General features: G+C 55.1%; 24 protein-coding genes. 13 read left to right on the top strand and 11 right to left on the bottom strand.

Annotated features, from left to right (window positions below; all coding sequences use genetic code 11):
- Nucleotides 1-198 precede the first annotated feature (198 nt).
- A complete protein-coding gene (locus HEQ34_RS03175) occupies nt 199-1,122 on the bottom strand; it encodes a hypothetical protein (protein WP_296197270.1) in 924 nt (307 codons plus the stop codon).
- Between the two features lie 428 nt (nt 1,123-1,550).
- Between HEQ34_RS03175 and HEQ34_RS03180 the strand changes: the two genes are divergently transcribed.
- The 3 genes from HEQ34_RS03180 to HEQ34_RS03190 all read left to right on the top strand — a co-directional run bounded on the left by HEQ34_RS03180 (nt 1,551) and on the right by HEQ34_RS03190 (nt 4,009).
- Complete coding sequence (locus tag HEQ34_RS03180; protein WP_296197272.1) at nt 1,551-1,745, top strand: hypothetical protein; 195 nt, start codon at nt 1,551-1,553, stop codon at nt 1,743-1,745.
- Between the two features lie 352 nt (nt 1,746-2,097).
- The gene (locus HEQ34_RS03185) at nt 2,098-3,621 is read left to right on the top strand and encodes an alkaline phosphatase (protein ID WP_296197275.1); all 1,524 of its coding nucleotides are present in this window, start codon (nt 2,098-2,100) and stop codon (nt 3,619-3,621) included.
- A gap of 70 nt (nt 3,622-3,691) precedes the next feature.
- The gene (locus HEQ34_RS03190) at nt 3,692-4,009 is read left to right on the top strand and encodes a hypothetical protein (protein ID WP_296197276.1); all 318 of its coding nucleotides are present in this window, start codon (nt 3,692-3,694) and stop codon (nt 4,007-4,009) included.
- Between the two features lie 123 nt (nt 4,010-4,132).
- Here the strand turns inward: HEQ34_RS03190 and HEQ34_RS03195 are convergent, their stop codons facing one another.
- Entirely contained in the window at nt 4,133-4,726 is a 594-nt protein-coding gene (locus tag HEQ34_RS03195; protein ID WP_296197278.1) for a fasciclin domain-containing protein, read from the bottom strand.
- Nucleotides 4,727-4,806: 80 nt separating this feature from the next.
- Between HEQ34_RS03195 and prmC the strand changes: the two genes are divergently transcribed.
- Together prmC and HEQ34_RS03205 are read left to right on the top strand one after the other, a co-directional pair.
- Entirely contained in the window at nt 4,807-5,691 is an 885-nt protein-coding gene (prmC, locus tag HEQ34_RS03200; RefSeq protein WP_296197281.1) for a peptide chain release factor N(5)-glutamine methyltransferase, read from the top strand.
- Nucleotides 5,692-5,871: 180 nt separating this feature from the next.
- Nucleotides 5,872-6,633: a DUF4167 domain-containing protein gene (locus HEQ34_RS03205; protein ID WP_296197284.1), complete on the top strand. Its 762-nt coding sequence runs from the start codon at nt 5,872-5,874 to the stop codon at nt 6,631-6,633.
- 71 nt (nt 6,634-6,704) lie between these two features.
- Here HEQ34_RS03205 and HEQ34_RS03210 read toward each other — a convergent pair whose 3' ends face one another.
- The gene (locus tag HEQ34_RS03210; protein ID WP_296197286.1) at nt 6,705-7,100 is read right to left on the bottom strand and encodes an acyl-CoA thioesterase; all 396 of its coding nucleotides are present in this window, start codon (nt 7,098-7,100) and stop codon (nt 6,705-6,707) included.
- Nucleotides 7,097-7,390, bottom strand: coding sequence for a hypothetical protein (locus HEQ34_RS03215; protein ID WP_296197291.1), 294 nt, complete (start codon nt 7,388-7,390; stop codon nt 7,097-7,099). Before HEQ34_RS03215 ends, HEQ34_RS03210 begins: the two co-directional genes overlap by 4 nt.
- A 64-nt stretch (nt 7,391-7,454) precedes the next feature.
- Between HEQ34_RS03215 and HEQ34_RS03220 the strand changes: the two genes are divergently transcribed.
- A complete protein-coding gene (locus HEQ34_RS03220) occupies nt 7,455-7,883 on the top strand; it encodes a CBS domain-containing protein (protein WP_296197293.1) in 429 nt (142 codons plus the stop codon).
- A 21-nt stretch (nt 7,884-7,904) separates the two neighbouring features.
- On the opposite strand, the gene HEQ34_RS03225 is transcribed toward HEQ34_RS03220, so the two are convergent.
- Both HEQ34_RS03225 and HEQ34_RS03230 read right to left on the bottom strand, forming a co-directional pair.
- Entirely contained in the window at nt 7,905-8,663 is a 759-nt protein-coding gene (locus HEQ34_RS03225; RefSeq protein WP_296197295.1) for a hypothetical protein, read from the bottom strand.
- Nucleotides 8,664-8,819: 156 nt separating this feature from the next.
- Nucleotides 8,820-9,563: a Bax inhibitor-1/YccA family protein gene (locus HEQ34_RS03230; RefSeq protein WP_296197298.1), complete on the bottom strand. Its 744-nt coding sequence runs from the start codon at nt 9,561-9,563 to the stop codon at nt 8,820-8,822.
- Nucleotides 9,564-9,883: 320 nt separating this feature from the next.
- Between HEQ34_RS03230 and HEQ34_RS03235 the strand changes: the two genes are divergently transcribed.
- The 3 genes from HEQ34_RS03235 (at nt 9,884) to HEQ34_RS03245 (ending at nt 13,284) form a co-directional block, all read left to right on the top strand.
- The gene (locus tag HEQ34_RS03235; protein WP_296197631.1) at nt 9,884-11,467 is read left to right on the top strand and encodes an MFS transporter; all 1,584 of its coding nucleotides are present in this window, start codon (nt 9,884-9,886) and stop codon (nt 11,465-11,467) included.
- Nucleotides 11,468-11,556: 89 nt separating this feature from the next.
- Entirely contained in the window at nt 11,557-12,711 is a 1,155-nt protein-coding gene (locus HEQ34_RS03240; RefSeq protein WP_296197301.1) for an acyl-CoA dehydrogenase family protein, read from the top strand.
- Between the two features lie 138 nt (nt 12,712-12,849).
- Entirely contained in the window at nt 12,850-13,284 is a 435-nt protein-coding gene (locus HEQ34_RS03245) for a thioesterase family protein (protein WP_296197304.1), read from the top strand.
- Here the strand turns inward: HEQ34_RS03245 and HEQ34_RS03250 are convergent.
- From HEQ34_RS03250 to HEQ34_RS03260, 3 genes are read right to left on the bottom strand one after another with little or no spacing between them, the layout of a single operon-like run.
- Entirely contained in the window at nt 13,281-14,078 is a 798-nt protein-coding gene (locus HEQ34_RS03250) for a crotonase/enoyl-CoA hydratase family protein (protein WP_296197310.1), read from the bottom strand. The genes HEQ34_RS03245 and HEQ34_RS03250 overlap by 4 nt on opposite strands.
- A complete protein-coding gene (locus HEQ34_RS03255) occupies nt 14,075-14,548 on the bottom strand; it encodes a VOC family protein (RefSeq protein WP_296197314.1) in 474 nt (157 codons plus the stop codon). The genes HEQ34_RS03250 and HEQ34_RS03255 overlap by 4 nt, the downstream gene beginning before the upstream one ends.
- Nucleotides 14,548-15,165, bottom strand: coding sequence for a 2-hydroxychromene-2-carboxylate isomerase (locus tag HEQ34_RS03260; protein WP_296197317.1), 618 nt, complete (start codon nt 15,163-15,165; stop codon nt 14,548-14,550). The genes HEQ34_RS03255 and HEQ34_RS03260 overlap by 1 nt, the downstream gene beginning before the upstream one ends.
- A 235-nt stretch (nt 15,166-15,400) precedes the next feature.
- On the opposite strand from HEQ34_RS03260, the gene HEQ34_RS03265 reads away from it, so the two are divergent.
- From HEQ34_RS03265 to HEQ34_RS03275, 3 genes are read left to right on the top strand one after another with little or no spacing between them, the layout of a single operon-like run.
- Complete coding sequence (locus HEQ34_RS03265; protein WP_296197319.1) at nt 15,401-16,990, top strand: M23 family metallopeptidase; 1,590 nt, start codon at nt 15,401-15,403, stop codon at nt 16,988-16,990.
- Nucleotides 16,991-17,029: 39 nt separating this feature from the next.
- Entirely contained in the window at nt 17,030-18,040 is a 1,011-nt protein-coding gene (hemB, locus tag HEQ34_RS03270) for a porphobilinogen synthase (RefSeq protein ID WP_296197322.1), read from the top strand.
- A gap of 38 nt (nt 18,041-18,078) precedes the next feature.
- Nucleotides 18,079-18,642 (top strand): gamma carbonic anhydrase family protein, encoded by a 564-nt coding sequence (locus tag HEQ34_RS03275; RefSeq protein WP_296197324.1) that lies wholly within the window; start codon nt 18,079-18,081, stop codon nt 18,640-18,642.
- Here HEQ34_RS03275 and HEQ34_RS03280 read toward each other — a convergent pair.
- Nucleotides 18,639-20,741, bottom strand: coding sequence for a TonB-dependent siderophore receptor (locus HEQ34_RS03280; RefSeq protein ID WP_296197326.1), 2,103 nt, complete (start codon nt 20,739-20,741; stop codon nt 18,639-18,641). The genes HEQ34_RS03275 and HEQ34_RS03280 overlap by 4 nt on opposite strands.
- Before the next feature lie 163 nt (nt 20,742-20,904).
- On the opposite strand from HEQ34_RS03280, the gene arsC reads away from it, so the two are divergent.
- Entirely contained in the window at nt 20,905-21,252 is a 348-nt protein-coding gene (gene arsC / locus HEQ34_RS03285) for an arsenate reductase (glutaredoxin) (protein ID WP_296197329.1), read from the top strand.
- 6 nt (nt 21,253-21,258) lie between these two features.
- Here the strand turns inward: arsC and HEQ34_RS03290 are convergent, their stop codons facing one another.
- Nucleotides 21,259-22,986, bottom strand: coding sequence for a fatty acyl-AMP ligase (locus tag HEQ34_RS03290; RefSeq protein WP_296197331.1), 1,728 nt, complete (start codon nt 22,984-22,986; stop codon nt 21,259-21,261).
- Nucleotides 22,987-22,991: the final 5 nt, after the last annotated feature.

Consider the following 22,991-nt stretch of genomic DNA (forward strand, 5'->3'; position numbering starts at 1 on the left):
CAGCAATAAAAACTCCCAGTAAGGTAAATAGACTTATATAAAAATTGTCGCTTAATTGAGGCCTAAACCAAAAAGTTACTATCGCAGCAGCGATGGGAAAAATAAAAACAAAAAATATATCGATTGCGCTAAAAAAGTGCACGCGTTCACCACGTACAATCTTATAATAATCTATGAAAATTGGAAATACGTTAAATTTCACTTTTCTTGACCATTAAGCGTTTCGTAAATTACTTTTAATATCTTGTTTGCTTCTGCTTCCAACGACTCGAAGGTTGGAACACCCTCTTCATCTTTGATAACAGATTCAGTCACATCTATAACGCCGACGTCACTGTGAGCCCCAAAAACCCCAACCGGGCGAACCTCATCGCCTATTTTGATAGATGCCGTGGCTTGTTCAAACTCAATTCCTTCGTACAAAATGACATTGGAAGAATCGGAAGGCAACCCATCAATCAAGTCGCTAAGAATTCCGAGATTACCATTGCGACTGGACGAAATTTTTAGTGTCATTTGGCCCACTTTTTGCGTCCGACCTCGAAAAAGTGCGTCAGCAAGATCTCTGGGTGGCCGGCGTGTAACCAATGTCAAACTCTTCACTGGCTTTCCGGCATAGAGTTTTTCCGATGTTCCGCTTGGCATCAACCGATGAAACTTTAACAGAAAGTCGGGATTTACAGATTCAAAAGCAGATTTCATCTGTTCAAAAATTAATGATATGCACGAACGCCCACTGAACGACGAAAATGCTGCCAACGCAAATTTTTCGTCATCAGGAAGCCAAAATTGATAATATAGATTGAGTGTCTCGGCGTCAGACCTTTTTCTCTTATAATTTTCTACACCTGTATTTGCATCTCTCAGACTAGCTGCATATCCATATCGCCCATAAGAAATGAGGCCTCGTGAATTACCGCCCGTACCCTGCTTTTTCTCAATGATACCCCAAGACTTCTCATGCTCTTGATGGTTAGTACTAACGCTTCTATCCAAAATGAATTTTTCAACAAATTCACCAAATGATGTTTTCAATTCTGAGTCGTCCAGTTGAACAAAATCATGGATTTTTTTTCGCGTTATAAAAATTTGATAAGTTCGAATTCCAACGGCGTGCGTCACGGGCTTGCTCCTATACTTTAGTCTTTGCTAACGTCCGAACTAGTTTAAGTCAACTTACTCAAAACATTATGATAATAATAATATGAATCACAGCGACACGCACGACAATCCTAAACTTCCCCGCGCCTCTGCGTCTCTGCGCCTCCGCGCCTCTGTGCCTCTGCGTGAACCAAAAACCCCTCCCCCTTGACGGGGGAGGGCTAGGGTGGGGGTGCGGTGCGCGTTTGCGGGCCGATATGCCGCGCACGAGATACAGACGGAGCGCCACTAACGCGGCCCGGCCCCCTCTCCGACCCTTCGGGCCACCTCTCCCGCAAGGGGAGAGGGGAAGGTTCGGCGCGAACAGGCGCAGCGGCTGTTTATCTTTCATAATCAGGCCGATATCGGCTATATGGAACGGCGTATCCGCGAAGAAACGATAAACGAATATGGCATTGAAGCGCTTGAAAGCTGAAGAAAGCTGGACCGGACGTCGCGTTGACTTTCCGGCGTTTAGCGACGCCTTGTCCAAACGCCGCGCTGAACTTGGTAATCCCGACCTACCCCGCAACAGCGGCGAAAACCGCACCGAAAGCAAAAAGGCTTTGCTTAAAGCCATAGAGGACGCTGGCGGAAAGTGGTGAGATACCCATCCCCCCTTGCAATGTAGGACTTCGCCTGTCAGATTCTGCATCGACACTCCCAAACCGCCCCCATGGCTGTCGGGGCATGCAATCAGCCAGCGATGCGTCTCCCGCCCGCGCTTACAGCGACAAAGGAGACACGGATTTTGCCTTTTACGGTATCTTTTGTCGCTTTACGGGCCCTACGCAGGGCGTTTTGGTGAGACTTTAGTGTGACTTTCCGCCTGCAGCCCCCGACGCACTACCTCGCCAAGGCACATTGACATGTGTAGACAGTCGCGGTCAGACGCCCCTGTCACGCGCCCGTCATTTTGGTCTGCGATGGGTAAGCCAGCTTTTTGAGGAGTATAGCATGCGTAAACTGTCATCCGCCCTTTTGGCATCCTGCCTGATCGCCGCGCCGTTGCTGGCGCAAAGCGCGCCTGCCCCTGCGCCTGCCCCCGTGCCAGTCGCCAAACCGCCGATTAACACCAGCCAGGGCTATCTTAAAGCAGGGCAAGCCGAACTGGCGCGGTTGGAGGCGGACAAGCCCAATGACCGCAAGGCGCGCAATGTCATCATCTTTATCGGCGATGGTATGGGCGTCAGCACGTTGACCGCCGGGCGGATTTTTGAGGGGCAGCAGCTTGGCCTCGACGGCGAATCCTATGTCGCGCAAATGGACCTTTTGCCGCACACCGCCTTGGTCAAAACTTACTCCCACGACGCGCAAGTGCCCGACAGCGCGCCGACCGCGACCGCAATTGTCGCGGGCGTCAAAACCAAAAATGGCGTGATTGGCGTCGGGCCAGAGGCAATTGAGAATGACTGCGCCGCGACCGCGCCGTTTAAGGTCCAATCCTTGTTCGGCATGGCGGAGGATCGCGGCCTTGCCACCGGCATCGTGTCCACCGCGACGATCACGCACGCAACCCCCGCCGCCACCTACGCCCATGTGGCGCAGCGCGATTGGGAGGTGGATGCCAATATGCCCGCTGCGGCCAAGGCCGCAGGCTGCACCGACATTGCCCGGCAGATGATGGAATGGCCACATGGTGACGGGCTTGAGGTCATGTTGGGCGGCGGGCGTCAGCACTTCATTCCGGCGACGATGGCGGACCCCGAATATGCCGACAAGAAAGGCAAGCGCGCCGATGGCATGAATCTGGCCGCAAGCTGGAGCGCCGCCAACCCCAAGGGCGCTTATGTGTGGAACCGCGACAGCTTCGCCGCAGTGGACCCCAAGAAAACGACCAAGCTGCTTGGTCTGTTTGAACCATCGCATATGCAGTTTGAGGCGGACCGGACGGCGGCTGGTAATAAGGAACCATCGCTCGCCGAAATGACGACGAAGGCGATTGCGATGCTGTCCAAAAACCAAAAAGGCTATGTCCTGATGGTGGAGGCTGGCCGGATTGACCATGCCCATCATGGCGGCAATGCCCGCCGCGCCTTGCAAGACACCGTTGCGCTCAACACCGCATTAAAAGCCGCGATGGACCAAGTGGATTTGCGCGATACGTTGATTGTCGTGACATCGGACCATAGCCATGTGTTCACGATCGCCGGCTACCCAGAGCGCGGGAACCCGATCCTGGGCGTGGTATCTGCGCCCATTGGCACGCCGTCATTGGCGATGGATAACAAGGGCTATACCACCTTGGGCTATGCCAATGGCCCTGGCGCGGTGAATGCGGCCGAACGCCCTGACCCCGCGAAGATGGACACCGAAGCGCTCAATTACCGTCAGCAATCGTTGATCCCGCTTATGTCCGAAACGCATGGCGGTGACGACGTCGTTGCCCGCGCGGCGGGGCCAAAGGCGCATTTGTTCAAGGGGACGATTGAACAAAACACCATTTTCCACATCATGCGCGCGGCCCTTGGTTTTAAATAGGGTTGCGCTTGTAAAACAAGGCGCGCTGCCCACATTCGGGCTTCGGGGGTTTCAGAGCAGAGGAAAAGCCATGAAACGCATATTATCAGTCGCCCTGTTGTCGTTCACGCTCGCCGCATGCAGTGAAGGCGGGGCGCTGAACGATACATTGAAGGTCAGCGTGCGCGAGTCTATCGTCGCCACCTGCACCACCGCAGCCAGCGAACAAATCCCCGAAGGCATTCAGGTCGATATCAATCAGGTTTGCGGTTGTGCCGCCGACAAGGTCATGGACGGCAAGAGCGTGTCTGACCTCGTCGCCAATCCGCCCAGCCCGTCCGAAGGCGTGGCAAAGGTGCAGGCCTGCTTAAAAGAGCTCGGCCCCGTGACGGTGAATCCGGCGGCGTAACCGCTTTGCATATATAAAGACCCCGTCCGGGGGAGGGGAACCGGACGGGGTCAATATTGTCCTCTTCGCCTGCTAGGGGGAATGTGAGGACGGACATTCAGGCCGCCGAAGCGGCCCGAAATTTTATGGCATCACGACGGTATCGACCAAATGGATCGTGCCGTTCGACGCAACCATATCTGCCGCAGTGACGGTAGACTTGCCGCCCTTGGCATCGGTCAGGACAATCTTGTTACCGTCCATGCTGGCCTTCAGGCTGCCGCCGTTGACCGTCTTGACGGTCGCGGTGCCCTTGCCATCCGTTATCAACTTGGCAAGATCGCCAGACTTCACATTGCCAGCAACGACATGATATTTCAGCAAAGCCGCAAGCTTGTCCTTGCTTGCGGGCATCATCAAACCGTCGAGCGTTGCCTTGTCCAATTTGGCAAATGCATCATTGGATGGCGCGAATACGGTGAATGGCCCAGTCCCCGACAAGGTTTCGCCAAGGCCCGCAGCGGTTATGGCGGAGACGAGTGTCGATACTTGCGGGTTGCCTTGTGCCAATGCGACGATACTCTTGTCCCCGGCGGCTTCGGTGGCAACAATCGTGTCAGATGCCATGGCATCGTCTTGTACGACTTCGGTTTCGGTTGGCGCAGGTTCGCTTCCGCTACATGCCGACAAAGCCAGCGCAGACAGGCCGACGGCCCATGTTAATGTCGATTTTTTCATGATCTAAGTCCTTCCAGATGATTGCCCAATGCACAGTAACCTTGGAAGGGGCTGAATGGGTGCACGAGGCAGAAATATAGTTGGGCTTTACGTGCGGCGCGATATACGGGCGGATGATGACTGGCCTTGCCCCTGTCCTGCGGGAAGCAACCGCTGCCCTCGAAGGCATCAGCCCGACACCGCGGCTAGACGCGGAGTTGTTGCTGGCGCATGCGCTCGGTATCGACAGATCAGCGATGCTGTTGCAGCAGCACGACTTAAGTGTGCCCGACAGCTATAGTGGCCTGCTCGCGCGCCGGGTGGCCGACGAACCCGTCGCCTATATCACCGGGGTGCAGGCGTTTTGGGACCTTGAACTTTGTGTGACGCCTGACGTGCTGATCCCGCGTGCAGACAGCGAGACGCTGCTTCAGGCGGCGATTGACTGGTTTGGCGAAAACAACGCACCCATGCGTATTGCCGACCTTGGCACGGGGTCAGGGGCGCTGTTGCTCGCGGCCTTGTCTATATTTCCGAATGCCAAGGCTATGGGCCTTGATACCAGCGCAAAGGCGCTTGCCGTCGCCAGCGATAATGCTAACCGCGCCAAATTTGCCGACCGTGTCCAATTTGAACTGCGCGATTGGACCAAAGCGGGCTGGGCCGACGGGCTTGGACAATTCGACCTTATCCTGTGTAACCCGCCATATATTGAAGACGGCTTTATGCTCGCCCCGATGGTGGCTGCGCATGAACCGCACGGCGCATTGTTTGCGGGGGCAGCCGGTCTGGATGACTACCGAATCTTAGTCCCATCGCTGCGCGCATTACTTAATTCATGCGGAGTCGCCTTTTTCGAAATCGGATATAATCAGGCACAAGCCGTTCAAAAATTGGGCGCAGAAGAAGGATTTTTGACGGAATTACATCATGATCTTGCTGGTAATCCGCGGGCCATACGCTTTTCGCTTGGAATCCCAGAATAGTAGGGCTAGGGCAGAGAGGCTTCACAGCAAAAAACGCCTTTTGATGGTTTTTTCGCGCGAAGCCGCCCCCCCAGCGCAGATGGACAAAGTATAAGGGTCAACGCTGACCCTCGCGCAACCCAAAACGGGTTCAGGGGTTCCATGCAATCGAAGTGCTAAAAAGAGGACGGGTCAGCCCTGATGAATACCAACAACAGGCAGCAGCAGAACAACAATCGTCGGCGCGGTCGCAATAATAATAATAACAACAACCGGCAACAAAATAACAATCGCAGTGGTTTTGACTATCAGAACCAGATTGATAACCGTGCGCGCGGCAACGCAGCGCAGATGTTGGAAAAATATAAGAAACTGGCTCAAGATGCACAGTTCAACGGTGACCGCGTTAACGCGGAATATCATCTGCAGTTTGCCGACCATTATTTCCGCGTGCTCGCCGATTTCCGTGGTCGCCAAGAAGCGCGTCAGGAACAGCAAGGCGAGCGCCGCCCACGTGACGATGCGCGCGACGACAATCGCGATGATCGCGACGATTGGCAAAATGACAACCGCACGCCCAATTATGATCGATCACCCAATTACGATGACCAGCCTTCATCGGGGAACGACGACGCGGAAGACGCATCCGACGAGGAATCTAACGTCAGCGAACAACGCGATATACGCGCGCGCCGCCCGGAACGCAGTGAGCGCCATGACCGCAGCGAACGTCCAGAACGCAGTGAGCGCCCGGCAAATAACCGGAATGCACATCGCGGCCCGCGCCGCCATCACAGCGAAGACGTTGACGATGCCCCGGCTGGCCTCGACCTTGCCGTATTGCCTCCCTCAATTGCAATATCGTCCGGTGAAGATGATGCCGCCGAAAAGCCAGCGCGTAAGCCACGTGCCCGCCGCGTGAAGCCTGTTGGTGGAGATGAGACCGCTACTGCGGCGGAATGATATCAACCTGCGGCAATGACGCCGTTTCTGCTGAAACAAGAAAACTGGCGCTGGATTATTTTCCGGCGCCGTCAACCCTCCGGCAAGGGCCTTGGTTTGTGGTTTTCGTCTAACGCGACGAAGGTAAATAATCCTTCGGTGACCTTCACCTCTTGTTGGCCACGCGCGCGTGTGGCGATCACCTCAACCCGAATACCCATCGATGTCCGCCCGCGATGTTCAAGTGTGGCGTAGACCGAGATGATGTCGCGTAACAATATCGGCGCGATGAATTCCATTTTTTCGATAGCGACCGTGGCACAGGCACCCTGTGCGATACGGCCCGCCAGTATGCCGCCGGCCTGATCCATCATCCCAAGCACCCAACCACCAAAGATGTGGCCATTGGCATTGATATCTGCTGGCCCCGGAATGACGCGTAATACCGGGTCGTTCCGTTGCGGCAGGTTTCGAATATTCTTCGTCACCGGTCGGCTTCATCTTCAAATGGATCATCAATGGCCTCATCATGGCCCGACCCGCTGGACAAGAAAACTAAGCCCATCAACGTTGCCGTGAGCATGATTGCACCAACAATTGCGCCTGTGGTCGCGATGAAGAAATGGATGGAAACCATACCATTCTGCCACCAGAATGTCCCCAATACGATGGCGGTCACAAGCAATGTGACGCCAAACATCCACCGCATGAGGCGCCAGTATCGCTGCCACGCGAAGTGCGCATATTCGGGATCATCGAGGCGGGAAGGACGAGTCATAGCTTGATAAGCCCGCCTTATGCTATAAGTTCCATCATGGGCAAGGACATTAGGGAGAGAGTCGATGACGATTTCTGCAATACTGGCCAATCACCATCGCGACGTGTTGACGGCATCGCCGCATGAAAGTGTGGGTGAGGTCGTTACCCGATTGGCTAAAAATCGTATTGGCGCGCTTCCTGTCGTCGACGGCACCTGCGTGATTGGCATCTTCTCCGAACGCGACATTGTATATGGCGTTGCCCAGCATGGCGCAGATTTTCTGACCAAGACGGTTGCCGATACCATGACCGCACCTGCCATTACTTTTGCGCCTGACACCGCAATATTGTCCGCCCTATCGCTGATGTCGAAACGGCGCATCCGGCATTTGCCGGTCATTAAGGATGATGCACTTATGGGCTTTGTCTCAATCGGCGATTTGGTCAAACACCGGATCGAGAAGATCGAAACCGAAGCCGCCGCCATGCGCGACTATATCAGCATGGCGTGAAAAAATCTCTGCCCGTTAAACCTATCGCGGTTGCGATGGCGTTGTCACATTGGCGGGAGAGGCGGCTACGGGCTGCGTTGTCACCGGCGGGGCCATGATGTTGATGGCAGGGTCATAAGCTCGCTTTGGCGCATATTTCATGTTCCAATCCGCCAGATCACGTTCATATTTGACATAGGCTTCGTAGAAATTGACAAACACATTGTCGATATCGGCGAGGCTGCCCATGGCATATTCGGGCAAAGCCCCTTTCGGCACCTGATTAGCCTCTTGCAGCTTGCGCAGCGCCATATCGCAATATTGCCCGCGCACGGGCGGCAGCGCGAAATAATTGTACAAATCCGTCATGCGCGTATCGCGGATGCGCAGGCCATTCTGCTTTGGATAGCGCTTCACATATTCGCGATCGACCGACTTACTGGTTTTCGACAGCAGCACCTTATGGATGACAATGAACTTGTTATACTCGGTCGCGATTTGTCCCCACACTGGGCCCTGACAGTTGAGCGCCGCAACGTTTAATGCAGCACGGAAATGCCATATCTGCTCGTCCCGGCTCAGGCCGCGATTTGGGGTCACGCGAATGCCATCCAAGCCCACAGGCGGTATAGTCATCGACAAAGCAGCGCCCCCCGGTGGCAAAGGCATTGCAGGAAGCGGTGGCGGTGGTGGTGGCGGAAGTTGAATCGCGGGGGGTGCGACCTTTACGGGCGGTGGTGCACAGGCGGCGGCGGCAGTGACGAGGATGAGTGCTGCTAGTTTTGTGATGCCTCGACGCATTATTTGGTCTCCGATACGCTGAACCTGACTCCAACAAGATTTTGCACGGAAAGAAAAGCCCTGTTCGACCAAATCCCCAAGAAAAATGGCCCAGTGGTTTACCACCGGGCCATAATGAACTGTTTAGGGTCAGGACCTAAGTTGAACCGCGGATGATTATTCGCGGTTGCCCAAGAAGCTCAACAGGAACTGGAACATGTTGATGAAGTCCAGATAGAGCGTCAGCGCAGCCATGACTGCGGCCTTACCGAGCATCTCTGGACCTTGAAGGTAGAAATACTCGCTTTTGATACGCTGTGTATCATAAGCTGTAAGACCGGCGAAGATCAGCACACCTGCGCAGCTAATTACCCAACCCAATGTATCAGAACCCACGAAGATGTTCACGATTGATGCCACGATCAAACCGACCATACCCATCACGAGGAAGCTTCCCCAACCGCTCATGTCCTTCTTCGTGGTGTAGGCCCACAGGCTGAGACCAGCAAATGCAGCCGACGTGGCAAAGAAAGTTTGCGCGATGGATTCACCGGTGAACATCATGAAGATGCGCGCCATTGAAAGGCCCATCAGGACCGCGAAGCCCCAGAACATCGCCTGCAGCGTTGCCGCAGAAAACTTGCCTTGGCCAAAGCTCATCGCCAACACGACGACCAGAGGTGACAGAATGATGACCCAGCTCATCAAGCTTGGGTTGACCATGAGATTTTGCGCCAGTTCGGTTTGCGCAAACAACATCGCGACGACGCCGGTCAGCAATACGCCCGACGCCATATAATTATAAACCTTGAGCATGTGCGAACGCAGACCGGCGTCAAAAGCGACGTCACCGGCGCGTGAGCCGACACCTGCAAGACTTGACTGGGTCCCGGTTACCCGTGGATCGGACCACTGTGCCATGACTTATTTCTCCTCAAAACACGGCAATATAGCCGCATGACCAGTATATTGGATGAAATCGTTCCAGATTCAAGCGAAACACGACAAGGCCTATGCCTATTTTTACAGATAATGACAGAAAGTGGGTCTTTGCCCCGCCCGTCGCCTAGGTCCTGACCCTAGATAATCGCAGCTATATCCAAATTACAGGCGTGATCACCCCATTCATGAATCGGGTTGCACCGCTTTGCTGTTCTGCTAGCCATAAGGCCAGATGGCGCAAACAGCCTGATAGGGAGAGTGATGTGCGTGTGACGACCGAAGGTGAAAACAGCAACGTCGTGTTACAAGAACCCGAAGCGCCTTTGCCTGAGGCAAGCAGTTATAGCTGGTATGTGCTCATGGTGTTGGTGGTCGTCTACATCCTCAACTTCATCGACCGGCAAATCCTGAGCATCTTGGCCGTTGATATCAAGGCTGACCTTGGCCTGACCGACGCAGATATGGGCTTTTTGGGCGGCGCAGCTTTTGCCGTGTTTTACGCTTTGTTCGGCATTCCCTTGGGGCGGCTTGCCGATAATTGGAGCCGGGTGAAACTGCTTTCAATTGGCCTTGCCTTATGGTCGATCATGACGGCCTTGTCGGGCTTTGCGCGTAACCAAGCAGAGTTGACGATAGCGCGTATGGGCGTTGGCGTTGGCGAAGCGACGGCAAGCCCCACGGCCTATTCCCTCATTTCCGATTATTTCCCGAAGCGGCAGCGCGCGACCGCGCTCGCGATTTATTCGTCAGGGCTGTATATCGGCGGCGGCGTCTCGCTGTTTCTTGGCGCGCTCATTGTTCAAAGTTGGGACGCAGCTTACCCGCAAGGTGGCCCGCTCGGTTTGGTCGGTTGGCATGCCGCTTTTGTGGCCGTCGGTATTCCGGGTATACTCGTTGGCTTGTGGGTCGCAACATTGCGTGAACCTGTGCGTGGTGCGATGGATGGCCTCGTCACACCAGCGCACCCTGCACCGTTCCGGGCATTTGCAAACGATCTTTCGATGATCGTCCCGCCCTTTACGTTGTGGGGAGCCTATCAGCGCGGTCCTACTGCGCTCGCCATCAACGTCGCAACCGGCGCGGCCATTGCGGCCTTTGCGTATTGGATGATCCAGCTCACGGGCAATCTGCCGCAATGGTCCGCCGTTGGTTTTGGTTATTATGCGGTCTTCTCATGGGCATCGACGCTTCGCGCAAAGGACCCTGCGACCTTCCGCCTGATTTGGGGCACACCTGCCTTTATCTGCACAACCATTGGCTATGGCCTTGTCGCGTTGGTTGCCTATGCGCTCGCATTCTGGTCCGCCCCTTATGCGGAAACAGTCCTTGGCCTGCCCAAGAAGGAACTCGCATTCATTCTGGGCGCCAACGGCGCTCTAAGCGGCTTTTTGGGCGTCATTATCGGTGGTCGCGTCGCTGATTTCTTGCGCACCAAGAATCCCGCTGGTCGGGTTCTTATCATCATTCTTGGCGTCCTCGGCCCAATCGTTCCAATCGGCATTGGCTACACTACGGATAACGCAACGCTATTCTACGTCATGAACTTCCTCGCTGGTATGCTTGGCGCAACGGCACTCGGCGCGGCAGCAGCCACAACGCAAGATCTTGTATTGCCCCGCATGCGCGGAACCGCGACGGCGGCGTTTTTCCTTGGCACCACGCTCGTCGGCTTGTCGTTCGGACCTTATATGGTGGGGCAGATTTCCGACCTTTCCGGAAATATGGTCGATGGCAAGCTGGTCGGCAATTTGCGCGTTGGCATCCTGTCGCTCATCGCCGTTGCACCTGTTGCCTTGGCCTTGTTGATCGCTGCCTATCGCACTGTGCCCAAGGCAGAACGTACGATAGTCGAGCGGGCGCGAGACGCGGGCGAACCGGTTTAATCAACCGATTAAATTCGGCTTGACGCCCGCGTTAACTTCCTGCCATTGATAAGGCATATCCGCAGGACAATTTTGCAGGGGATTTTTCAATGTCACTCGATAGCATTCCACGCACCGCCTATAATGAAGATCATGAAGCGTTCCGCCAGTCGGTGCGCCAATTCCTTCAAAAGGAAGTCGCACCCCACGCAAAGCAGTGGCAGGAAGACGGCATTGTCCCCAAATCGATCTGGCCCAAGGCGGGCGAAGTCGGCATGCTCTGCCCCACCGTGCCAGTCGAATATGGCGGCCTTGGCCTCGACTTTGGCTATAATGCCATTGTTGACGAGGAATCGGCTTATTATGGCGGCGTCGCCACTGGCTTTTCGCTACAGTCCGACATCGTCGTCAATTACATCACCAGCTATGGCAGCGAAGAGCAGAAGAAGCATTGGCTGCCCAAGATGATTTCGGGCGAGGTTATCACCGCCATCGCCATGACCGAGCCTGGCACCGGAAGCGACCTGCAAAGCATGAAAACCACTGCCAAGAAGGATGGCAATCATTATGTCATCAATGGCAGCAAAACCTACATCACCAATGGCCAAAATGCCGACCTGATCTTGGTCTGCGTCAAAACCGACACCGAAATTCAGCCCGCCTATAAGGGCATGTCGATTGTCCTCGTCGAGGCCGATCGTGAAGGTTTCAAACGCGGTCGTAACCTCGACAAAATCGGCATGGACGAAGCCGACACGTCGGAATTGTTCTTCGAAGATGTTCGCGTCCCCATGACCAATTGCCTGGGCGAAGAGGGCAAGGGCTTCATCTATTTGATGAGCGAACTGCCGCAAGAGCGCCTTTCCATCGCCGTATCGTCCATGGCGAGCACGCAAAAGGCATTTGACGAAACCGTCGCCTTTTGCCGTGACCGCATCGTTTTCGGCAAGCCATTGCTCGACTTCCAGAACACCCGTTTCGTGCTGGCGGACATCAAATCCAAGTTGCAGGTTGGCTGGGCGCATCTCGATTGGGCGTTGAACCGCCATTATAAAAAAGAACTGACCGCCGAAGAAGGCGCGGCCGCCAAATTGTGGCACACCGACTTGCAATGGGACGTGGTCGATGCCTGTCTGCAATTGCATGGCGGCGCGGGATATATGAACGAATATCCCATCGCCCGCATGTGGCGCGCAGCCCGCGTCACGCGGATTTTCGGCGGCACTAACGAGATCATGAAAGAACTGATCGGTCGGGGTCTTTAGAACGATCCATATTCTCGGACTACTCCATCACCCTGAACTCGTTTCAGGGTCCATCGTGCCACACAACCGCCGGTTGAGGCTTATAAATTGACCCTGAACCAAGTTCAGGGTGACGACTGTTGATAAAGGTTCCGTTATATGCCCAAACCGCAAAGCTGGCAGCTTGACCCTGCAAACTATCCCTTCAATCACCGCGCCGAAACGCGCTTTGCCGATCTGGATTTGTTGGGACATATCAACAATGTCTCAATGGCGGGATTGTTCGAACATGGTCGCGGTATGTTCAATCACGCCATCGCGGTCGAACGCCGTGCGCCGGGGCAACGCTGGCTGATTGTCAGCGTTGCGCTTGAGTATATTGCCGAGGCGCATTTTCCCGAACATGTGGAGATTGCCAGCGGCATATTGCGGATCGGCCGCAGCAGTTGGGACATCGCCTCTGCCGCGTTTCAAGGCGGCGAATGCAAGGCGACCTGCATCACCACCATCGTGCTAACCGATGCGAACGGCCCGACCGCCTTACCACAAGAATTGCGCGCGGAATTTGAACGGTTGCACGTTAAGTCGTCTTAATCGGCAAACACCCCTGCCCGCTTCTGCATTCCGGCCATCACCGCTTCAATCTGGTTGGGCTTGCGGATGACGCGGGCTTGGCGGACGCTTTCGGCCATCAATATCGCGTCTTCGTCCATATCGGCATATTCGTTGAACAATGCCTTTGCCTCGCGCATCGCCTCTGGGTTGCGGTCGGCAATTTCGCGGGCAATGACCATGGCGCGGGCATGTGGGTTTTCGTCCACAAACGTCGCAAAGCCAAGATTTAGCGCCTCGGCCCCTGAAAACTCACGGTTGGTGTAGGTCAGTTCGCGCAAGCTATCTTCACGCACCAACCCGCGCCACAAGGCATAGCCGCCCATGTCGGGGATAAGGCCCCATTTCATTTCCATCACGGCCATCCGCGCATCCGGCGCGACCACGCGGATGTCTGCGCCGCTTGCAATTTGCAACCCGCCGCCGAAACACACACCATGCACCGCCGCGATCACTGGCATCGGCAATTTGCGCCACAGCATGGCGACCTGTTGGAATGTGTTGGCGTTGCCGTGCGTCCTGTCGGTCAGGCTGCCCATCCCGCTGCTCGCGCTTGCGCCGCCGCTTGCCATGCTGGCCATGTCAAGGCCTGCGCAGAAACTGCGTCCTTCGCCCGACAATACCACCGCGCGTACGCCTTTCACGGATGCAAGCTCTTCACCGGCCGCGATGATCCCCTGAAACATCGCCGGGTCAAGTGCGTTCATCTTGTTCGCACGCGTCAGGCGGACGTCGGCGACATGATTGTCGATGGAAATGGATACGCGGTCGTTCATTCTTTATCCAATCGGGGTTGATTAAGGGCAAGACGGTTGCCCTCTGTATCCTCTATCTCTGCGACGAAGCCAGCATCGCCGATATCCTTTACAGGGTATAATATGGGTCTACCCAATTCTTGGGCCTTTTCTACCGTCGATTTGATGTCGCGCACCTGAAAATAGATAATCGCGCCATCTTTGGAAGGCCTATATACATCGCCTTTGGCAAGCGCTCCGGTTGCCCCCGGCGCACCCTCCGCAAATGGGAAAAGCGCCATTTCATACCCGTCGACGATCTGACGATCCAATTTCAATCCCATGATCTCTTCGTAAAAAGCAACCGCGCGGTCCATATCTGTCACTGGAATTTCAAAATAGAAAACCGGATGCTGATCCATAACCTTATCTTTCGGTTCCACAAAATGACACCCGCCAAGCGCCATCATTGCCAATACACACGCCGCTGTGAGTTTTTTTGCCTTCCTCATTATATTTTTCCAAGGAAGGCAGCCTCAACCAGCGGCAATTGATCATTACCAAAATACATCTTGTCTGTGTCAACAAATATGGTCGGCGAACCATAGCCACCGCGCGCTATTACCTCGTCAGTGTTGGCGCGCAACAGGGCCTTGACCGCATCGGTCTGTGATGCCGTCCGCATGGCCTCTCCATCAAGACCCGCTTTGTTCGCCAGCGCGACCAACACATCGGGGTCGTCAAGATTTTCCTGCGCGCCAAAATAGCTTTCAAAGGCGGCCTTACTGAACGTCTTTAGCGCCACCTGATCGCCTGCGAGCGAACATGCCATACGCATCGCATGGATGCTTTTTGCCGGATGATATATGCTGGGAAAATTGATTTCGACGCCCGCCAGCTTTGCCCAATCGCGCATAACCCGCCAATTGTGCTTAAACTTGGGGTTATTGGCCGCTTCTCGTGCCGCATATACAGACGGATTGACGGCATTGAAAACGCCGCCGACCAATATGGGACGCAAGCGGACAGACAGGCCAGTGCGTGCAATGACGGCATCAAGATTGTGGAACGCAATATAAGTCCATGGACTTGAAAGATCGTAAAAAAATTCAACCCGTTCGCCGTTCATGTTCCTCTCCTTTTACCAATATCAGCCATAGCATTGCGTCCTATTTTATGAAGCTGATAAATTTCGATGTACGCGCATGGACCAAAGTTCCAGCTTTTGTCCGCGAATTAGCACCGTTTGCCGCAGTTCGACAAAGGCAAGGTCGCTGTTAATTTGACTTTAACCATAACACGCCACAGAAGTGGATGCGGGAACGCCCGTGGGGATGGGAAGACGGTCGTGGATTATACGCCTTATGTTTGACGGCAAAGAAACACGGCTTGCCGGACACGGCTGGGACATGGATGTGTCGTTGCCCGATGCCATGACCAGGTCGATGCGTCAAAAATCCGAACCGCGTGCGTCTGGCGCTAGCTGGCTTCGCGGCCTGGCCGAACTCGATTTTGTGCCAGACCTTGGCGAAGATATCGGGTCGCTTCGCTGGTTCCGTGGGCTTGGCACCTTAACTGCTTTAAGCGTCGCTGCGCTTGCACTTCTACCGGATTACGGACCGATTTACGGCGTGCAGCCTTCAATGCCCAACGCGGCAGAGTTTGAAGAGGCGCGCGCACAAATGATTATGCCAATCGGTTATGGCAGCGACAGCGGCAAGCGCATGGCCGCCACCGACACCGTTGTAGCGCTGGCCGAAAGCCCGGAACGCCCGCGCATCGAGCTCACGGCATCTTTGGGACGCGGCGACAGCTTTGCCCGCGTGCTCCAACGTTCGGGCGTTGGTGGCAGTGAGGCCGCTAATGTCGTGAACATGGTATCGGGCGAAACGGCATTGTCGGAAATTGAGCCTGGCACCCCCATTGACATTGTCCTTGGGACGCGGCTGTCGAAAAATCAGCCGAGACCCCTTGAATCGGTAGCTTTTCGTGCGCGATTTGACCTCAATCTCGAAATCAATCGTGAAGGCGGCAGTTTAAGATTGAACAAAAAGCCCATAAACGTCGACAATACGCCGCTGCGTATTCGCGGGACGGTAGGTAGCCAGGGCATCTACCGTTCGGCGCGGGCCGCTGGCGCGCCGGCGCGTGCTATTCAGGATTATCTGAAAGTCATTTCCGGACGCACATCCCTATCAAACATCCGGCCGACTGACCAATTTGATATCATCATCGATTACAAGCGCGCTGAAACCGGCGAAGTTAAAGTGGGCGACTTGCTATATGCTGGCGTGGATCGCGATGGAAAATCCAATATCCAGATGCTGAAATGGACGCTTGCAGGCAACACCCAATGGTTTGAGGCATCGGGCGTCGGTGAATCGAAAGGCGCCCTCAGCCGCCCTGTCAATGGCCCCGTGACCTCCGGTTTTGGTCCCAGACGGCACCCGATTTTGGGCTATAAGCGGATGCATGCTGGTCTTGATTTCAAGGCAGGCTATGGCCAGCCAATTTTTGCGGTGACCGACGGCGTGGTCGCTTTTGCTGGACGCAATGGCGGGTATGGCAATTTTGTGCGGATCAAGCACAGTGGCGATCTTGCGAGTGGCTATGGTCATATGAGCCGGATAGCAGCGCGCCCCGGTAGCAGAGTCCGGCGGGGGCAAATTATTGGCTATGTCGGCTCCACCGGCCTGTCGACAGGACCCCATTTGCATTATGAGCTTTATCGCAACGGGCGCGCGGTAAACCCAATGTCCGTGAAGTTCACCCAGCGCGCGCAACTGTCCGGAAGTGACCTCACCCGTTTCAAGGGCAAGCTTCAAAGCGTGAAGTCGGTCAAGCCAGGCGCGGCGCTTACGCCATTGCAAACGGCAGCTAAAAAAGAAGAAGCGCCAAAGCGGGAAATTGATCGGCTGACACTTCGCGACAGCCAGATACCCTCCGGCGGATAAGGCGTTGAGGAAAGAGTGTATCGCAGCTAAGTGTTTTGGATGAGCGATATATCTTCTTTCCCAAACAGCCGCCTGCGCCGCACCCGCGTAACGGGCTGGAGCCGCGCGATGGTGCGCGAGACTATGCTTTCCCCTGCCGATCTTATCTGGCCCTTGTTCGTAACCGAAGGCGAAGGCATCGAGGAACCAATTGCGACCCTGCCCGGCGTATCGCGCTGGTCCGTTGACCAGATTGTGATGCGCGCTGCCGAAGCCATTGAACTCGGCATACCCTGCATCGCCTTGTTCCCGAACACGCAGGCTGACCGCCGCACCGAAGATGGCGCGGAAGCGTTTAATCCCGATAACCTCATGTGCCGCGCCATCCGTGCGATCAAACAAGCACATGGCGATCGGATTGGCGTTTTAACCGATGTCGCGCTCGACCCATATACCACCCATGGGCAAGACGGGCTGATCGATGATGACGGCTATGTCGTCAATGATGACACCGTCGCCGTGCTCGTCGACCAGGCTATCAACCAAGCCAATGCGGGCGCAGACATCATCGCGCCGAGCGATATGATGGATGGCCGCGTCGGTGCTATTCGCAAAGCACTGGAAATGAACGGGCATCATAATGTCCAGATCATGTCCTATGCCGCCAAATATGCGAGCGCCTTTTACGGGCCGTTCCGCGATGCGGTCGGCTCGCGCGGCCTGCTAAAGGGCAATAAGAAATGTTACCAAATGGACCCGGCCAACACCGACGAAGCCATGCGCGAAGTGGCCATGGACATTGCCGAAGGCGTAGACAGCGTCATGGTGAAGCCTGGCCTGCCCTATCTCGACATCGTCCGCCGGGTGCGTGACCGCTTTGACGTGCCTGTGTTCGCGTATCAGGTGTCGGGCGAATATGCGATGATCGAGGCCGCCGCAGCGGCGGGCGCAGGCGACCGTGATGCGCTGGTGCTGGAAACGCTGATGGCGTTCAAACGCGCGGGATGTTCAGGTATATTGACCTATCATGCGGCATTGGCGGCGCGGTTGCTTAGGGTCAGGACCACTTAAATCCACCTACCCCCGCATATTCATCTATGGAAACGCCAATGACACACACCCGCCACGACATCAGCATTATCACGCTGAACGGTAAAAAACCGATAATCCACGACAGCGCGTTTATCGCACCGGGTTGCCGTATCATCGGGGATGTCACCATCGGGGCAGACGCAAGCATCTGGTATAATTGCGTCATCCGCGCCGAAGTGAACCGCGTCGTCATCGGCGCGCGAACGAATATTCAGGACGGCAGCATCGTCCATTGCGATGGCCCGATGCCTGGGGTTGAGGACGGATTTCCCACCATCATTGGTGACGATGTGCTAGTTGGACATAATGTCATGCTGCACGGTTGCATCTTGCATGATCGCGCCTTTGTTGGCCTTTCTGCCACCGTGATGAACGGCGCAGTGATCGAAAGCGACGCTATGCTCGCCGCAGGCGCGATGCTGACCCAAGGCAAACGGATAGAGACACGGCAATTATGGGCGGGTTCTCCTGCCCGCTTTGTCCGTGATCTTGACGATGCCGCCGTCATGGGGATGCGGCTTGGCGTTGCGCATTATGTCAACAATGCCAAGGCACATGCCGCCGCTGTAACTTCGGCTTAAAACTTCGCCCTTATGGTAAAGCGGCCATTGATGGGCGCGCCGGTCGATATATTATTATTGTTATGCGCATCCGAATAATAATCGGTGTCGAACAGGTTTTCGACATTCAACTGCAATTGTAATGCATCGCTCAGATCATAATAAAACGCCGCATCAACGCGCGTGAACGCCGGCAGCTTCGTTGTGTTGGGGGCCGTCCGGATGGCGGCAAACTGGCTGGATTGGTGAATGATCCCAAGGCCGGCTGCAAATCGATCGTTAAAGTCATAGCGGTTCCACAGGCTCGCCTGATGCCGGGGAACCTGCCCCAAACGCACGCTCTCATTGCCAGCCAAGGTTGCATCCTGATAGCTGTAGCCGCCATGGACTTGCCATGATGACGTAATGTTGCCTGTGACCGCCAGTTCGATGCCTTGCGTCCGGGTCGTCCCGATATTGATGCTGACCACAGGATTGCGGGGATCAGGCGTCGTCGCATTGCTGCGTTCCAACTGAAACACGGCCAGCGTCAGGTTCAGATTGGGCTGCACATCCCATTTGGCGCCAATCTCGTAATTTGTGAACTTTTCCGGCGCGAGATTCTGCTGCGTCACCGTCAGCGCCAAAAACTGGTCGCCGGAGCGTGGCAGGAAAGACTGGCTGTAGCTGCCATATACAGAGATATTTTCCTGCGGCTTGAAAATCAGGCCAAGGCGCGGACTGACTTTTTCGTCCTTCCTAGCAAAGTGCCGGTCAACGACGGGAAACAGGTCTGTGCCGTCAATGTCGAAATTGTCATAACGCAGGCCAGCAACAACGTCGATATGGTCGCCAAAGCTGATTTGATCCTGAACATAGGCGGAGAAGAATGTGACGTCGGACACGGTATCGCGTGATAATGTGTTGAAACTAACCGTCGGGAAAATGGGATTGGCAAGGTTAAACGTGGCGTTGGATAACGCACCATTGAAACGCCGGTTGGCCGATTTTTGATCTCCATATTCGGTGCCGACCAGGATTTTATGCATCAGCGGGCCGGTTTCCACAGCCCATACCAAATTGGCTTGCGCGATGAAATTTTCACGTTGGGTCGGATCGCTATACGCGGCCAAAGCAACGGTGCCACTTTGCGCAGTCGCAGCACCATTGGGATAGACGTTCAGGTAGGTTTTGTCATAGTCGCCATATAATATTGTACCGCTAAAGCTCAGATTTGAAGTCAACGCACCATCAAGCCGCAGCTTAGCGATTTGCGCCTCCAACTTGGTATAATTGACGCCGGGCACGCCAAAAAATTGGTCGCGGTAGCCAGCGATCGGGCGGTTGGGCTGACCGGCACCATTGGCGATTGACGGGATGCCACGGTCGGTTGTGCGGTCGTCATGCACATATTCATAGGACAGCCCAAGCTTCCACGCGTCATTGAGTTTGAACGCAACATAAGGGTTCCACGCATAACGCGCACCGCCAACGAAGTCGCGGTGGCTGTCGAAGTTTTCGTACACAGCGTTGATGCGCACGGCTACGGCATCGCTCAAGGGCGCGTTGACATCCGCCGACAGATCATAAGCGCCAAGGCTGTTGATGCTGGCTTGACCTGCATAAACAAAATCATCGCTCAAAGGTGATTTCTGCACGCGGTTGATAATGCCGCCACCGCCGCCACGACCGAAGATCAGGGCATAAGGCCCTTTCAATATTTCGACCCGTTCGATGTTGTAAAGCCCGCGATAATATTGGACGTCATCGCGCACGCCATCCAAAAAGAAGTCAGCGGTGGTGTTTTGCCCGCGTAAGGTAATCTGGTCGCGGTTGCCCTCGCCTTGGCCCACAGTCGTGCCGGGAACATAGCGCAATATGTCCGCAAGCGAATGATGCGCCTGATCGTCCAACTGCTCGCGGGTCACGACGTTGATGGTCTGCGGAATATCGATCAGCGGCGTGTCGGTTTTTGTCGCGGTAACCGAATTGGTCGCAAGATAGCCCTCGCTTAGGCCAGTCACAATGATCGTCCGGCTGTCATCATAGGCTTCGACGTCAAACGCTTCTTCGGCAAATGCGGGTTGCCAAAATGCCGAAGCGGACAACACAGCGATAATGGACGCGGACAGGCGGAGCATAATGAACCTTTTTACGTTATTGCGAATGATTCGCAGATCTATTTTCGTCCACTATTGCGAATCGTTATCATATGCAATTGAATATTGTAATAATCGTTGGATTGATTTTGCATCTGGTTGCGGGTTTGCAGTATCAAGATTGGATTGAAGGAGGTTTTTAACGATGCAAGCAACGATTTGGCACAATCCGGATTGCGGAACCTCGCGAAAAACCTTGGCGATTCTGGAGGAAACCGAAGGTGTCTTGGTTGATGTCATCGCCTATCGCAAACAGCCATTTACGCGTGCAAAGCTTGAGCAATTGTTCCGTGACGCGGGCCTGACCCCGCGCGAAGCGTTGCGCACACGCGGTTCACCCGCTGAAGAATTGGGCCTTATCGAAGGTGCATCGTCAGAACGGATATTGGACGCGATGGTCGCGCACCCAATTTTGGTTGAACGTCCCTTTGTCGAAACGGCGAAGGGCGTCCGGCTGTGTCGGCCTCAGGAAAAAGTGCACGAAATTTTGTGAACGGCCTTAGGCCGCGATGGCATAAGGTTGAATTTCACCCGACAGATACAAATTGCGCGCCTTGGCCCGGCTCATCTTACCGGAGCTTGTCCGCGGCAAGGTGCGCGGCGGGACCAGTTCCACGACGCAGTTCATGCCCGTAACCGAACGAACCTTGTCACGAATTTGTTCACGTAGCTTGGCACGTTCGACTTCGTCCGTGGTGCGGCATTGCACCAGCACGGCGGGCGATTCTTCGCCACCCGGCATTGTGACGGCGAAGGCAGCAATGTCGCCAGCCTTAAAGCCCGGCAATTGTTCCACAGCCCATTCAATGTCCTGCGGCCAATGGTTTTTGCCATTGATGATGATCATGTCCTTGGCACGGCCAACGATGTAGATATAACCGTTCGACAGATAGCCCATGTCGCCGGTGTCGAGCCATCCATCGACCAAGCAAGCATCGGTAGATTCCTTGTCGCGGAAATATTCCTTCATCAAGGACGGGCCAGTGCACCACACTTTGCCAATTGTCCTGTCCGCAACTGCCGCGCGGTTTTCGTCGCGGATCTCGATGGTCATGTCTTTGACGGCACGCCCACAATTGACGATTGCGCGATACCGAACTGGGCGGTCCGGCGCGCCCGGGTGGCCCGTAAGTTCGGTCTCTTCAACCAACTCAACCTGAATGCCTTCACCCGGCGGCATGATGGATACCGCAAGCGTGGTTTCGGCAAGGCCGTAGCTTGGCAGGAACGCCGACGCCTTGAAGCCGGCATCGCCAAAGGCGTCCACAAATGCCTGCATCACGTCAGGCCGGATCATATCCGCGCCATTGCCCGCAAGCCGCCATTTGGACAGGTCAAAGCGGTCGTTCACATGGCTCTGGCTTGAAATCCGCCGCGCGCAAATGTCATAGCCGAATGTCGGCGAATAACTGATAACCGTGCCGTCGGCGGCGCTGATGACGTCAAGCCACGCCAGCGGGCGACGGGCAAAATCCTCCGTCTTCATGTAATCAGTCGACACCTGGTTCGCCACTGGCGACAGAAAACAACCCACGAGACCCATGTCATGATACCATGGCAACCACGACACGCAGCGGTCATTTTCGGTCACTTCCATGCCATGCGAGTGCGCCGACAGATTGTTTAACAATGCATTATGCGTCACCGCGACACCATGCGGGAAACGGGTCGATCCGCTCGAATATTGCAGATAGCAAATTTCGTCCGTGCCCGCCGCTGGCAATTCGGTTTCGGACGCAATCCGGTCGCTGAAGCTCTCCCAATCGAGCCCTTCAACGTCGCAAGCACGCGCAGCATCATTGGCCATGTCGGACAGTTCGGCGGGGAAAAACAATATCTTGGGATCACAGCTTTTCAACTGCACCGATAATTGATCGACATAGCTTTCCTTGCCGCCAAACGAGGTCGGTAGCGGCAGGGGGACGGGCCATGCGCCCGCGTAGACGCATCCGAAAAACAACGCCGCAAAATCTGGTCCTGTTTCAGCGACCAAGGCAACGCGGTCATCCTTACAAATGCCGTGGCTGATCAACCGATACGCCATTTTCAACGCATCTTCGCGCATCTCGCTATACGGATAAGGCCGCGCCAACTGGCCACGCATATCGTGGAAGTTCAATCCGCGCTTACCCAAGGCAGCGTAATCAAGCGCCGCACCAAGCGTTGCAAAGTCGGAAAAGCGGCGTTGCAAGCTGTCCTGCGTTGGCGTGGATGCGAGTGCGCTCATAAATT

The organism is Sphingorhabdus sp., from assembly GCF_023910635.1.
Lineage (GTDB): Bacteria > Pseudomonadota > Alphaproteobacteria > Sphingomonadales > Sphingomonadaceae > Sphingorhabdus_B.